General features: G+C 57.2%; 12 protein-coding genes. 6 read left to right on the top strand and 6 right to left on the bottom strand.

Annotated elements, in window-relative coordinates; translation table 11 throughout:
- The first annotated feature begins 1 nt into the window (after window position 1).
- Together NKJ89_RS04175 and NKJ89_RS04170 are read left to right on the top strand one after the other, a co-directional pair.
- Window positions 2–1,609, top strand: a complete 1,608-nt coding sequence (locus NKJ89_RS04175) for an FAD-dependent oxidoreductase (RefSeq protein WP_352600147.1) — start codon at window positions 2–4, stop codon at window positions 1,607–1,609.
- Window positions 1,610–2,160: 551 nt separating this feature from the next.
- Window positions 2,161–2,658, top strand: a complete 498-nt coding sequence (locus NKJ89_RS04170; RefSeq protein ID WP_502904079.1) for a recombinase family protein — start codon at window positions 2,161–2,163, stop codon at window positions 2,656–2,658.
- A gap of 41 nt (window positions 2,659–2,699) precedes the next feature.
- Here NKJ89_RS04170 and NKJ89_RS04165 read toward each other — a convergent pair whose 3' ends face one another.
- Window positions 2,700–3,446, bottom strand: coding sequence for an SDR family oxidoreductase (locus NKJ89_RS04165; RefSeq protein ID WP_352600145.1), 747 nt, complete (start codon window positions 3,444–3,446; stop codon window positions 2,700–2,702).
- A 113-nt stretch (window positions 3,447–3,559) separates the two neighbouring features.
- Between NKJ89_RS04165 and NKJ89_RS04160 the strand changes: the two genes are divergently transcribed.
- The gene (locus NKJ89_RS04160; RefSeq protein ID WP_352600143.1) at window positions 3,560–4,474 is read left to right on the top strand and encodes a LysR family transcriptional regulator; all 915 of its coding nucleotides are present in this window, start codon (window positions 3,560–3,562) and stop codon (window positions 4,472–4,474) included.
- A 104-nt stretch (window positions 4,475–4,578) separates the two neighbouring features.
- On the opposite strand, the gene NKJ89_RS04155 is transcribed toward NKJ89_RS04160, so the two are convergent.
- The 5 genes from NKJ89_RS04155 to NKJ89_RS04135 form a co-directional block, all read right to left on the bottom strand.
- Window positions 4,579–5,667, bottom strand: coding sequence for an AbrB family transcriptional regulator (locus NKJ89_RS04155; protein ID WP_352600141.1), 1,089 nt, complete (start codon window positions 5,665–5,667; stop codon window positions 4,579–4,581).
- 288 nt (window positions 5,668–5,955) lie between these two features.
- The gene (locus NKJ89_RS04150) at window positions 5,956–7,014 is read right to left on the bottom strand and encodes an aldo/keto reductase (RefSeq protein ID WP_352600139.1); all 1,059 of its coding nucleotides are present in this window, start codon (window positions 7,012–7,014) and stop codon (window positions 5,956–5,958) included.
- A 70-nt stretch (window positions 7,015–7,084) separates the two neighbouring features.
- Window positions 7,085–7,735 (bottom strand): helix-turn-helix transcriptional regulator, encoded by a 651-nt coding sequence (locus NKJ89_RS04145; RefSeq protein ID WP_352600137.1) that lies wholly within the window; start codon window positions 7,733–7,735, stop codon window positions 7,085–7,087.
- 11 nt (window positions 7,736–7,746) lie between these two features.
- Complete coding sequence (locus NKJ89_RS04140) at window positions 7,747–8,889, bottom strand: threonine synthase (RefSeq protein WP_352600135.1); 1,143 nt, start codon at window positions 8,887–8,889, stop codon at window positions 7,747–7,749.
- A 226-nt stretch (window positions 8,890–9,115) separates the two neighbouring features.
- The gene (locus tag NKJ89_RS04135; RefSeq protein WP_352600133.1) at window positions 9,116–9,850 is read right to left on the bottom strand and encodes an SDR family NAD(P)-dependent oxidoreductase; all 735 of its coding nucleotides are present in this window, start codon (window positions 9,848–9,850) and stop codon (window positions 9,116–9,118) included.
- A 294-nt stretch (window positions 9,851–10,144) separates the two neighbouring features.
- Here NKJ89_RS04135 and NKJ89_RS04130 point away from each other — a divergent pair, with 294 nt between their 5' ends.
- From NKJ89_RS04130 to NKJ89_RS04120, 3 genes are all read left to right on the top strand, one after another.
- Window positions 10,145–11,104, top strand: coding sequence for an ornithine cyclodeaminase family protein (locus NKJ89_RS04130; protein WP_352600131.1), 960 nt, complete (start codon window positions 10,145–10,147; stop codon window positions 11,102–11,104).
- A gap of 178 nt (window positions 11,105–11,282) precedes the next feature.
- Window positions 11,283–12,029 (top strand): SDR family oxidoreductase, encoded by a 747-nt coding sequence (locus tag NKJ89_RS04125; protein WP_352600129.1) that lies wholly within the window; start codon window positions 11,283–11,285, stop codon window positions 12,027–12,029.
- Between the two features lie 166 nt (window positions 12,030–12,195).
- Window positions 12,196–13,062 (top strand): PfkB family carbohydrate kinase, encoded by an 867-nt coding sequence (locus NKJ89_RS04120; protein WP_352600127.1) that lies wholly within the window; start codon window positions 12,196–12,198, stop codon window positions 13,060–13,062.
- The last annotated feature ends 36 nt before the right edge of the window (window positions 13,063–13,098 follow it).

The raw sequence follows: 13,098 nt of genomic DNA, 5'->3' as shown, positions 1-13,098 counted from the left end.
AGTGTACGATGTTGTTGTTGTCGGCTCCGGAGTCGCCGCGCTAACGGCTGCGTTGACCGTTTCCGCGAGCAAAAAAACGGTTCTGATACTTGAGAAGAGCGACCAAATAGGCGGAACAAGCGCCATGTCGGCCGGCATGACATGGATTCCTGCCAATCATTATATGACAGAGGCAGGTCTGAGGGACTCTCCGGCCGAGGCGTTGGACTATATTCGAGCGGTTGCACCGCCCGGATGGGCATCGACCGAGGACGCATTGTGGCAAGCGCAGGCCGAGAACGCTGCTGTCATGCTTCGCACCGTCGAAAGCAATTCTCCGCTACGATTCAAGATTACCGATGTCTCCGATCCCAACCTTGAAGCGACCGGCTCTAAGGCGGCAGGACGACTCCTTTCGCCTAAACCGATCAGCCGAAAAATACTCGGCAGCCTTGGCCGTCGCATCAGAAAGTCGACAATACCTTTGACCTTGACCTATCATGAAAGGGTGGCCGGTAGGATTTTGAAGCAACCAATCCGGGGGATAATTCGGTACAGCCTGACCCTGCTAAGTCGGCGGATCAACCAAGTTTCCGTCATGGGAAATGCGATGGTCGTGGGGCTGCTCAAGGGGTGCCTCGACAAGGGCTGTGTTCTCAAGACATCAAGCCGCGTGACTGACCTTATTATAGATCCGGCGAGCTCCGCCGTGGTTGGCGTTAAGGTCGATCAAAACGGAACGGCGTGTGAATACGGCGCCCGCCAAGGTGTTGTGCTGGCGACCGGAGGATTTGAATGGGACAGTGTGATGCTCGCGAAGCACTTCCCAGTAGATGTTGAGTTTATGAGCAGCCCGCCGACCAATGAGGGGGATGGGCATAAGATGGCTGCGGCCGCCGGCGCGGCCTTCGCATATATGGATCAGGCGAACGTCAACGCCCAGCCCCCCGTGATCTATGAGGGGCGTATTCACGGAATCGCTATTAAATTCCACACTGAACCCGATGCGATTATTGTGGACGCAAGCGGCAAGCGCTTTTGCAGCGAATACGAATACTATATTTCCAGTCGCCTCGTAGAGATCGACGCGAAGACGCAGAGGCCGAAACATCAGCCAGCTTGGGTTATTTCCCATCGGCCAATGTTGAAGCGAAACACGATAGTTCGCTTTTTTCACAAGAACAAAGCAGGTTGGCTTGTAGCCGCCCCCACGATTAAGGCGCTGGCGAGGAAAATAGGCGTCGACGGCGATACATTGGAAGCGACCGTTTCTCGTTTTAACGGATTTGCGAAGGCGGGACAGGATCCCGAATTTGGTCGAGGTGTCGCCTCGATATATGAGAAGAAACTGGCCGCTGATGTCGGTCTCATGGCTTCGATTGATAAGCCGCCGTTTATCGCCATACGGTTCCAAGCGTCAGTGATCGGAACCAAGGGCGGTGTTCGGACTGATCGCTTCGGACAGGCTACGAAACCGGATGGAAGCCTGATTCCAGGATTGTATTGCGCTGGCGGGACGATGGCGAACCCAACCGGAACGCGTGCCCCTAGTCAGCACGGCACTACCTTGGGGCCGTATATGACGTGGGCTTACATTTGTGCCCAGGGCATTTTGAGACAGAACCGGTGATGATGGTCTGCGGGTGTCTTGGAAGCGCGGGCACTTGCCGGGACGACTGGGGCCTAACGATTGTCGGAAGCACCTGGCTGCCATCGTCGTGGTTAATGAAGATTCGCGACTCCCCGCCCGGCCACATTCCAACGGCGGCCTCTATTTGGCGGTGGGTTGCCGAGGTCGTTGCCTGACCCAGGGGCCGAAAGAACGACTTGGGATTGTATCATGCATCCCTGATCTGATTGGCTTCCCCGCCAACGAGGCCACGCTGATGTTCTTGGGCGATGAGTGCGAGTTCAACACCCTCACCCCCGCCCTTGGGCACCTTCGCTGCGAGCACTATGGCATGGGTCGCGAGCTCTTCGCGGGGTTCAGAGCGTGGGTCGGAACCGCGGATCGCGGCGCGACCGTGTTCGGCTGAAACGGCGCCGTGCCGACCCACTATCGAAGCTACGAAGGTTGTTCATTCGGGGCGATGCTGAGAGCTGGGGTTGCGACACGGACAAATCATGCCTCATGACCGCGATCGGCTATGCAAGGGTCTCGACGGGGGAACAAGATCTGCGTTGCAGCTCGACGCCCTGCGCAAAGCAGGTTGTGAGAAGTTGTTCGAGGACAAGGCATCGGGTGTGAAGACCGATCGACCCGGCCTGGCGGACGCGATCCGCTATGCGCGTGACGGCGACACGCTCACCGTCTGGAAACTCGACCGTCTCGGTCGGTCGATGAAGCAATTGATCGACGTCATCACCGAGTTGGAGGCCAAAGGCGTCGGCTTCCGCTCCGTCACCGAGAACATCAACACCACGACATCCGGTGGTCGCTTGGTCTTCCATCTGTTCGGCGCTCTGGCCCAGTTTGAGCGTGATCTGATCCGGGAAAGAACCCGTGCCGGTCTGCAAGCCGCAGAGGAGCGCGGCCGACGCGGTGGCCGTCAGACCGTTGTCACACCAGATAAGCTTGCCAAGGCCCGCCAGCATCTGGCTGCCGGGCTTAATGTTCGCGAAGCTGCCGCGCGCGTCAAAATTGGAAAAAATTGCGCTTTACTAAGCACTCAGAGCTAAAAAATCAGCAGGGTCAAAGACCGGATAGCTCAGATACTCCACTACACCCAACGGCCGCCGCCATCCACATGCAATACTTCTCCTGTTACAAAGCGGTTGGCCATCAGGAAGAGAATAGCTTGCGCGATATCGTCCGGCCGACCGATGCTCCGGCTGGGCAGGGTTGAGGCGGTTTGCTCGAGCACCTGCCGTTTGGATTCGCCCATCAAGCCGTCGAGCAACGGCGTATCCACCCATCCCGGCGAAACCGCGTTGACGCGCATCGGGGATAATTCAATGGCGAGCGCGCGAACCGTACTTTCAACTGCGGCGACTGCCGCAGCCACGACGGCACCGATGGCGGCGGGACGGGAAGCGAACTGCCCGGAGGTCATGGTAATCGAGCTTGCGCTATGTAGAAGGGGGAGAGCCGCTTTGATGGCCAGGAGTGGCCCAATCAGCCGTTCGCTGATGACCTGCAACAGATCGGCCTCCGACTGATCCTTGAGCGACTTCAGGTGCACCGTTCCGGCTGTGATCAGCAGATGATCGATTCTTTCAATCTCGGCGAACATTGCCGGCTGCGGGGCGGCAATGTCCGAGACGATCTGGACTGCACCACCGATAGCTTCGGCAGCTTCCCGTAGACGTTGCGGATTGCGGGATACCAGAAAGAGATTTGCGCCAGCATCTTTTACCTGTCTGGCGGTTGCGAGCCCGATCCCCGAGGAGCCGCCGATGATGACGATATTCTGCCCCTCAAACGGCTGGGGCTGTGTATTGCCTGCTTGGATGATTTTGGTTTGCAAGACTGGTTCTCCGATTGGACCGTTGATCGGTCTTCAAATTCGTCAATCGGAATTATCTTTGGCAGATGGCAAATGACGATGTTATTGATCGTAAAAGACGATAGATTACAGCCATGGATATGCTATCTGCCATGCGCATCTTCACCCGTGTCATTGAACGCGGCAGCCTTTCGGCCGCAGCGCGCGATTTGGGCCTCGGCCAACCCACCGTCAGCGAACGCGTCGAGAAACTGGAAAAGCATTTGAGCGCGCGGCTCCTCTACAGGACCACACGCTCGGTGCAGGCGACCGACGCTGGGGCACGTTTCTATGAATATGCCAAGCGCGCTATTGAAGCAGCCGAAGAGGCAGAGGCTTCCGTCGCTTCAGCCGAGACAGCGCTGACCGGAACATTCCGGATCGCTGCGCCGCATGGGCTTGGAGAGATGACATTGCCAAGGCTGCTTGTCGAATTCCAGGCGCGGCATCCGGCTCTGGCGATCGATTTGACCTTGAACGATCGCTTCGTCGATCCGCTAACCGAAGGCGTTGATCTTTCCATCCGCATCGGCGATATTGGAAGCGGCAATTTCATCGCCCGCCGGCTGGGGACGATCCGGCGGCTCTTGTTGGCCGCCCCCGGCTATATCGAGCGGTATGGGCTGCCGCGCGAACCGGGGGAACTTACGGCACACTCCTTCATCCGTTTCACTGGTTTTGCAGTGGATGAGCGTCTGCGTCTGATCGGTCCAGACGGCGGCCCGGTAGAAGTGCCCTTTCGTACCGCATGGCGCGTCAATCACTGGAGGCCGCTCATGGAGGCAGTATTGGCGGAAAGGGGAATCGGTCCATTGTTCGCTGCCGTCTGCCGCCGAGAAATCGCCGAAGGGAGGCTGGTACCCATCCTGCCCTACTATGAGTTCAGGCGCGTGGACGTTCACGCAATCTATCCACCGGGGCCTCGCCCGGCCGCAAGAACAAAAGCCTTCATTACGCTGCTCAGCGAGCAAGCCGGCGCGCTTTTGGGCCAAGACGTAGGGCTACTGTAATCCTCCATCAAACAGGAATAGATTCCGCAAACCTTCTCAAAAGACGGACAGATTCACCACTTTCGTGTGTCGTGACGCCAATAGGGCGCGCGGGTGAAGCCACCTCACTCCCTCACATGCCGCGCCACGAATCTTGATATAGCCGGGCCAAACATCAGCACAATGAGGAGTCGCGCCATCTGAAGGGCCATAACGAAAGAAAGGTCTACGTTCTTTGACGCAGCCGCGATGATTGCGACGGATTCTAGACCGCCGGGACTCATAGCGAGGTAGGCGGTGAGAGGATCGATGTCGAAGACCTGCACCAGTCCCCATGCAATCGCACCGCAGATGGCCATCAAAGCGAGGATTGACGCAGCGATCTGGGGCAACGCTCGGAATGCGTGCATCAGTATGGGCCGTGTGAAATCCAGCCCAATTGTCCAGCCGATTGCAGTGAAGCTGGTGGCGAGCAGCCACTCGGGGAGTTGAAATGAGATGCCCCCGCCGAGATGCAGCGCGACCGCTAGAATGAACGCCCCAAGGAAGAATGGTGATGGCAGCCGCAGCGCTCGCCCGCTTGCGCCGCCGGCAAGAACGACGGCGAGCGTCAACAGGAAAGGTATCCAGTCGATCGACGGGAACCAAGCAGGGGCATTTATAGAAACGCCCGTCGGAGCCACCCAAAGCTTTGCGATGATCGCGGCGGCAAGCGAGACGAAGATCAGCCTTAGATATTGCATTACCGCGACTAACCTGGCATCCGCGCCGAAGGCACCGGCCATCAAGACCATCGCCGTCGAAGCACCTGGCAGGGAACCCCACACGCCGGTGGTTCCAGGCATAATCTTCCAGCTGCTGATTAGCCATCCGAGCACGCTCGAGGCGACCAACGTGCCGAGGACTGCCGCCAAGAACACGTACCAATCGTCGAGGAAGGCCGCGACGATACCGACCGAGATCGACGCTCCGACCAAGATGCCCACCATCCCCTGTGCGACGTTGAATGAACGTTTTGGAAGGCGGACCGTCGCTCCGTTCACGCCGACTATGACGGCTGAGATCATCGGTCCAATCAAGAATTGGGCAGGAAACTGCGCATAGCCGAGTAGCGCGGACAGGATTGCAGTAAGCCCGACCAAGACGCCCCATTGAGCGACAGGTGACAGTCGGGCCAGACGCGTTTCGACGGGAGCTTCTAGCGGAGGGGACATGACCCGACATCTCGTTTCGAGAAGTTGTGAAGTGTGATTGCCGCCGCGTGACGTGGCTACCGCAAGTCGCACACGGCCGCCTCGGAACGGAGTGAAGGACATGCTCAGGCCAGGGCAGCTCGTTCAGGCTGGCCAACGGCGGTTCGCGCTCGTTTTTTGTGCGGCGTCCGGAGCCTCATTTGCACCGTGCGCCGCAGCTCCTATCTTGAGCCGGCAACACATCGCCTAAGTAAGGGTGTCACCGGCCCTAAAGGAACGAGTTGCCGTCTCACCACTGAACCGTGAGGATCACCGTTTTGGATGAGAGGCGATCAGTTCAAGGTCCGCCTCGCTCAGCCGATCCTTCGCTTCGTTACGTTGATGCCAGTAAGGATACAGCAGAGGTGGAAGGCTGACGTCGTCGAGAAGCTTGCGCTCCTCCGCAGTAAGAACGAGATCCCGCGCAGCCAGATTGTCCACGAACTGTTCTTCCGTACGACCACCGATAATGACCGAGGTCACCACCTTCCTACCGATCAGCCAGGCAAGAGCGACCTGGGCGGCAGAAACTTGGCGTTTCTCCGCGATCGAAACCAGAGCATCGACGATGTTCCACAGGCGATTCTCGTCCCGAACGGGTGGCTCGGTCCAGCCAGCGAACTGTCGAGTTCCTTCCGGAACGGCCTGATTGCGGCGGTGCTTTCCGGAAAGCAGGCCGCCTGCGAGCGGACTCCATATGATTACACCCAACCCTTGGTCTACGCTAATTGGCAGCAGCTCGTATTCTGCGTCGCGAGCCTCAAGTGTGTAATGAATCTGCTGGCTGACAAATCGTTGTCGCTTATCTCGGTCGCTCACGCCGAGAGCTTTCATTATGTGCCAGCCGGAGAAGTTTGAGCATCCAATGTAGCGTACTTTGCCGTGGCGAACGAGCGTATCGAGGGCCTCCATCGTCTCCTCGATCGGAGTGTGACCATCCCATTCGTGCAACTGGTAGAGATCGATCGTGTCGGTCTTTAACCGCTTGAGGCTCGCCTCGCATGCCTCAATCAAGTGCTGGCGGGAAGAGCCGGCATCGTTGACGCCGTCGCCTGTTCCAAATCGAGCCTTTGTAGCAACAAGCACGCCATTCTTACGCTTGCCGCCCAGGATCTCTCCGATAATTTCCTCGGACGCTCCTTTGGAGTAGACATCTGCGGTGTCTATCAGGTTCACGCCGGCATCAAGGCACAGATCGACAAGTCGCCGTGCGCCATGAACATCAAGTTGTCCGGTTTTCCTCGCCCAACCAACGCCCCCAAACGTCATCGTTCCGATGGCGAGCGTTGAGACTTTCAGACCGGACCGCCCGAGCTGGCGATATTCCATTTTGCTCTCCAATTTCGGGTAAGGATTTTGAGGCCGTATCGCCGGCCGATGCGAGGTTGAATGGCTTCGCTCACTTGAAGTTGGCGTAGACGGTGGCCCTGGAAATTCCGATATGAGTTGCGATGATCTCTGGTGCGCGACGGATCTCGAGAAATCCACCTGCTTTCAGCTCTTGAAGGATCGTTTTACGATCATCGAGCGACAGCGACCTCGGAGTGGTTCCGCGGACAGCAGCGAACTCGTCGATCTTCAGTCGGATCGTATCTGCTCCGGCAGTCTGGATTGTTTCGGCTGCGACGATGCTCGTGTCTACGCTTGCAAAGCGCCCGAGCATCGCTTGCAGATTCTGGAAAAGCGAGAGGTCCAAGTTAAGGCAGAGTGCCGCAACATACTCGCCATCGGAGCCCTTAATACCGATTGAGGTGCTCTTCAGCTGCCTGCCGTCGTTCAGCGAGTTCGCGTAATTCGCGATCACCTGCGGATAGGCGGGATCGGATATTCGGGCGATGCCGAGCTCAGTCGCGGGCGCGCCGACCGCGCGCTGCGATAGGCTGTTATGTATCTCGACAATAGAATGACTGGGATCGGTCAGATCATGCACGACGACCTCACAAAACGGAGCAAATGTCTCCCCGAGGCCTCTGGCGATCTGCTTCACCTGGTCGATTAGAAGCTGCCGCTCTTCACTTCTGGAATGGGCGTCTGTCTTCGTCTTGGGCATGCGTCTCACGCTCATGGTGTTGGAGGTGTTTGAACTAGGTCGATCACAGTCGATGCCGCCTTAAGCCCAGTTCCGCTCAGCATGACCACGGTTTCTTCTTCAGCTCTGATTACTGCCGTTGCGACCAGGCGGGCGAACGCCGCCGAAGCAACAGCACTGGTTGGCTCAATGAAGAGGCCATATCTACATGACTTGCGAAGGGCAGCCGCGATTTCCTCCTCGCTAAGCGCGACTGTGTCGCCTTTGCTCTCCCGCAATGCCGCGATGATCTGCTTTAGCCTGATCGGGTGCCGGATCGACGCACCTTCGGCTACCGTTTTCGCCACAGGACGCGCGACGACCTCGTCAGTGCCGGCTTTGAAGCTGGCGTCGATGGGCGAACAGTTCAGCGGCTGAGCAACGAATAGCCTTGGGAGCCTGGCAATTTGACCAGCCGTCAGGAGCTCTTTGAAACCAAAATGAAGGCCAAGAACGCTGCTACCCCCTCCCACTGGAATGACGATGTTGTCGGGCGCCCGGAAACCGAAGTCCTCCCATATCTCGTAGGCCTGCGTTTTTGTCCCTTCAAGGAAGAATGGTTGCCAGTTGTGGCTAGCGTAGAACGTTCCGTCGGATTGGCGTATCGCTTCGGCTTCTGATGCGTCTCGCGGCCCCTCGACAAGCTGAATCTCGGCTCCATAAGCTCGCGCCTGCGCGATCTTTACAGATGACGTCGAAGTCGGCGTTAAAATCTTCACTCGTATGCCGCCAGCCGCACCGTAGCCGGCAACTGAAGAGCCGCCATTGCCGGAGCTGTCCTCAAGGATCGATGCGATCCCGCACTGCCGCAGGTACGAAAGCATTACGCTGGTACCGCGATCCTTGAAGCTGCCCGTCGGGTTGAGGAACTCCAGTTTAAAGAAGGGGCGATAGTTGTCCCACTGCCTTTGTATAATCGGTGTAAGCCCCTCTCCCATCGATATCGGGTTCGGGATGTCGACAGGTAATGCTGCACGATAGCGCCAAAGAGACTTGCTAGAGGTCTCCAGGTCGTCCCGGGAGATGCCCGGTGTCGGCGTGATGAGTAATGGTCGGCGTTCGTCGGAACACCAGCGCGGCTGATCTAGGGGATAGAGCTTTCCGTCGATCGGTTCGATGTAGGATGCGTCGCTCATATACGGATCCGCGCACGGACCGTGTGCGCCTTTGGGTGGACTCTTTGTCTGGCTATAGACGATTTGTCATATGTGGGCAATGGCGGTTCTAACTGCAACCCGCCCAAGGCCTCGCACGCGATCGTTCCGAAGGCTTATGACATTCAGATCGATCGCCCGAGTTTATGAACCTCGACAGGAGAACGATGGTCCGCTCAACACCGGCATCCGGACGTCAGAGGAATGGCTAGAAAAGGTCTTCAAACTCGCAGTTTATAACCATCTCCGCCATCGACGCATTATTGGGTAGTTCGATTGCCGTTCGCACCATATGCGCGATCGTCGAAGGATGGGTCATTTCGTCGGGAAGCATCTTCAGGTTGGCCGCCTTCTCCACACTTTTCGCGGTACCCACCCATCCAGGACAGATTGCCGTAGCTCGGATCCCCTTTTCCCACCCATACGTGCGGGTCGCATGAGTAAGACCCAGTTGAGCGAACTTTGCTGCTCCATATCCAACAGTGACGTTTCGGATGCGCTTTGCAGCCAAAGACGCGATATTTACCACGCGGCCGCGCCCGCTTTTTTCGAGGTACGGCATGCAGAGCCGCGTCAGTCTCAACGGCGTCTTGACAAATAGTTCCCAAACCTCATCCAGCGCCTGATCGTTATCGTCCATCATTGCAACTCGTCCGCCGCCGCCGATGGCGTTCACGAGCCCGTCAATTCGGCCAAAGACCTCGGTCGTCTTGGATACCCAATGAGTGGCGCTTTCCTTATCGAAGGCGTCAAAGAAGTGGTAGATTTTGTTGGGCGCTTCAGGGCCGAATTTTGTTTCCAGCAAGCCCGTGTCAAGAGATCCAAGGCTGACACGGTAGCCATGAGTTATTAAATTCTCGACGATCGCAGATCCGATTCCACCATCGCTGCCGGAAACCAAAATTACTCGACCGGATTCGTCATTGTCTGAAGCGATCAACATTATCTCCTCTCTGTTCAACTAAAGAAAACTGGCGCGCTTTTGTCGGTCCTGGAGAAATGCCCCAGTGTCGGCGTGATGACCAGCGGGCGTCGTTCGTCGGAGTACAAGCTCGGCTGATTTAGAGAATAGAGCTTTCCGCAATCGGGTTCGATGTAAGACGCGTCATCCGAGCACCAACCGCAGTCGTACAGCCGGGGTTGACATTTTGTCCGGTTATAGACGATTTGTCTGGTATGGGCAACGGTGGTTCGCACTATTCCCGAGATACAGCCGAGCGTCAGATGGAGGATGCCTATGATCTTTATTACGGAGGCCGAGTCCTCGGCGCTGGTAAGCCATGCCCTCGCATTCAAAGCCGTACGTGAAGCGCTGATTGCCGCATGCTTGCCAGCCGCAAACAGCTTTCCGGTGGTGATCGGTCGTGGCAGTGCGAGCGACGCCAGATTCACTATCAAGTCCGCCTCGGATCCGGCGCTGGCAGGGTTAAAGGTCGGCTCGTATTTTCCTTCGAACGATCTGCAGCAAATGCCGAGACATAGTTCGATAACTCTGCTTTTCGATCAGTCGTGCGGCAGAATCGGCACTATTGTCGAGGGCTCGCGTGTCAACGCATATCGGACGGCAGCGGCTGATGCCGTAGCAACGGATGCACTTGCTAGGCAAGACGCCTGTTCGCTTGCGATCTTCGGAACGGGACATCAGGCATTTTACGAAGTTGAGGCGATCTCGCGCATCAGAGAGCTCAAGAGTATCTCTGTAGTCGGTCGATCTCTGGAGAAGGCAGAGGCTCTCGCTGCGCGGCTGCGCACAAACGGACTGCCTGCCAGACCTGGACGGCCCGAGCAATCATGCAGAGAGGCCGATATTGTGGTTACCGCCACCACATCTAGGGAACCGCTCTTCGAAGCAGACTGGATCAACCAGGGCACGCACATCTCGACGATGGGCTCGGACGGAGTCGGGAAGCAGGAATTGCCGCCTCGACTATTCGAGAGCGCGAGGCTTTGTTGCGATCTTCCGGCGCAGTCGCGCGAGGTTGGCGAATTCCAGCATGCCCGAGACAGTCAGGAGCTAATCGCGATCGGGTCGGTGTTGTCCGGTGCTCGCATCGGACGAGAGGATCCTGATGCGGTAACCGTGTTCGACAGCTCGGGGATATCGCTTCAAGATCTATATATGGCGAACGAGATCGTAGCTGCCTGGGCGCAGCAACGAGAAACTGCTGGCTCCTCCGTCTCTCTTGGAGATCACTGAAGCCTCAATGATCGACCGATCTGCTTGACAGGAATCCGTTGGTTGACTATTGGTATACTCCAATGAGGGTAAGCGATACAGCGGGCGTGCCGCCGCTACCTACCCGTCACCGCAGATAAAATTCTTTCCAGCTCCCTAACGAGCGGGATTCTCACCTTTATCGAGAGAAAAAGTGCCGATGAAACTCGAAGGTAAGACAGCAGTCATTACAGGGGCTGGACGGGGCATAGGGCGGGCGATCGCGCTTGAGTTCGCCAAGGAAGGTGCCATCATCGTGCTGGCGGCGCCTGAGTTAGACCAGATCGAAGCGGTTGCGGCCGAAATCAGGGCACTCGGACGAGATGCCCTGCCAGTTGAGACTGACATTCAATATAAGGACCAGGTGGAGAGCATGGCCCAGGCGGCCTTCAAGCGCTTCGGTGCCGTGGACATCCTTGTGAACAATGGCGGCGTCGCCATTCACAACGCCATACCAAATATCAAGGAAGAAGATTGGGATTGGATGATGGCTATCAATCTCAAAGGCACCTTTCTTTGTACCCAAGCCTTCTTTCAGCACATGTGCGACCGGCGCCAAGGCCACATCGTCAACATCGTTTCAAGGTCCGGCAAAGTCGCTAGAGCGAAGTTCGGCGCTTACGCCGCATCCAAGTTCGGGGCGTTGGGTTTCACCGAAACGACAGATGCTGAGGGCGTTGCCTACAACGTCAAAGCAACAGCAGTCTTACCCGGTGCCGTCGCTACGCAGCAGCGCTCTGAGAATCACGACGATGATCAGTCGAAGTTGCTGCAACCTCAAGACATCGCGGAGTATGTCGCCTTTATCGTAACGCGCCCCGACCGGGTGTACATCGTCGAGGCCAACCTAACTTCTCAGTACATGAAGTCCCTTCCCGGGACGGGAAATCTGAAGGCCGGAATCTAGGATCTACACTGGTTGGTGCAGCACTGCGTCGCTGAATGGGGCGCTGATTTGCGCTCGGACTATAGATACGCAGTGCTCACCGTTAGTGCTCACGGTTATTGCCAGCTTACTGGGCGATTGTATCGCCTCATGCTGAAAGGCTCCACATGGAGCTAGGGGGATTTAGATGCGGAACGTTGTGCCTCGGCTCCTTGGGCTCGGTGATAACACCGTAGATGTGTACGTCGATAAAGGACTCATGTTTCCTGGAGGAAACACCGTCAACGTTGCGGGGATGTGGGCGAGACAGGGCCAGCCTGCAGGCTACCTTGGATGCCTATCGTTCGACCAATACGGGAACTTAATCTACCAATCGTTGTCCGAGGACGGGATTGACCTGTCGCATTGCCGGCGCTCCCATAAGCCAAACGCCTGTACTCTGATCGGTCACGAAGGTGAGGACCGGCGGTTCCTAGGCTCCCGGAAAGGGGTCGCCAGAGACATAACCCTAACCGAAGATGACTATCTGTATATGTCTTCGTTCGACGTGGTACACACTAGCATCTTTAGCGGATTGGACACGTACATTCCGTCCATCGCCAATAGATGCAGGTCACTCTCCTATGATCTCTCCAACCGATGGAACGACGAGCATCTGGGACGATTGGCGGGACATCTCGACATCGCTTTCCTCTCGCTCGGCGATGTGAACGCCGAGGAAGGTATAAAGATACTGCATAGATGGACGGAGGCTGGCTGCGGGCTGGCAGTCGGAACGCGGGGAAGCGAGGGATCTCTCGCAGTCCAAAATGGCATGCTCTATTCCGCAGGCGTCAAGCCTGCCACCGTTGTTGACACGCTCGGCGCGGGCGATGGGTTCGCGGCAGGATTTCTTCTTGAATGGTGTACGTCGTCTGATGTTGGACGCGCTCTCGAGGCAGGAGCGCAAAACGCGGCCGAAATCTGCAGCGTGATGGGTGCGTTTGGCCATGGCCTCGCTTTTGATACTCCGCCAGACGATCTACCGGAGCGTAGTGAAGTGGCGAGGGCGTGAGCAGGCACCGCGGATGGCTCCCCCGAGCTGGCCAGT

Source organism: Mesorhizobium sp. M0047 (assembly GCF_040323315.1).
Lineage (GTDB): Bacteria > Pseudomonadota > Alphaproteobacteria > Rhizobiales > Rhizobiaceae > Mesorhizobium.
Note: the sequence above shows the minus strand (reverse complement) of the source record. Positions and strands in the feature narration are given on the sequence as shown.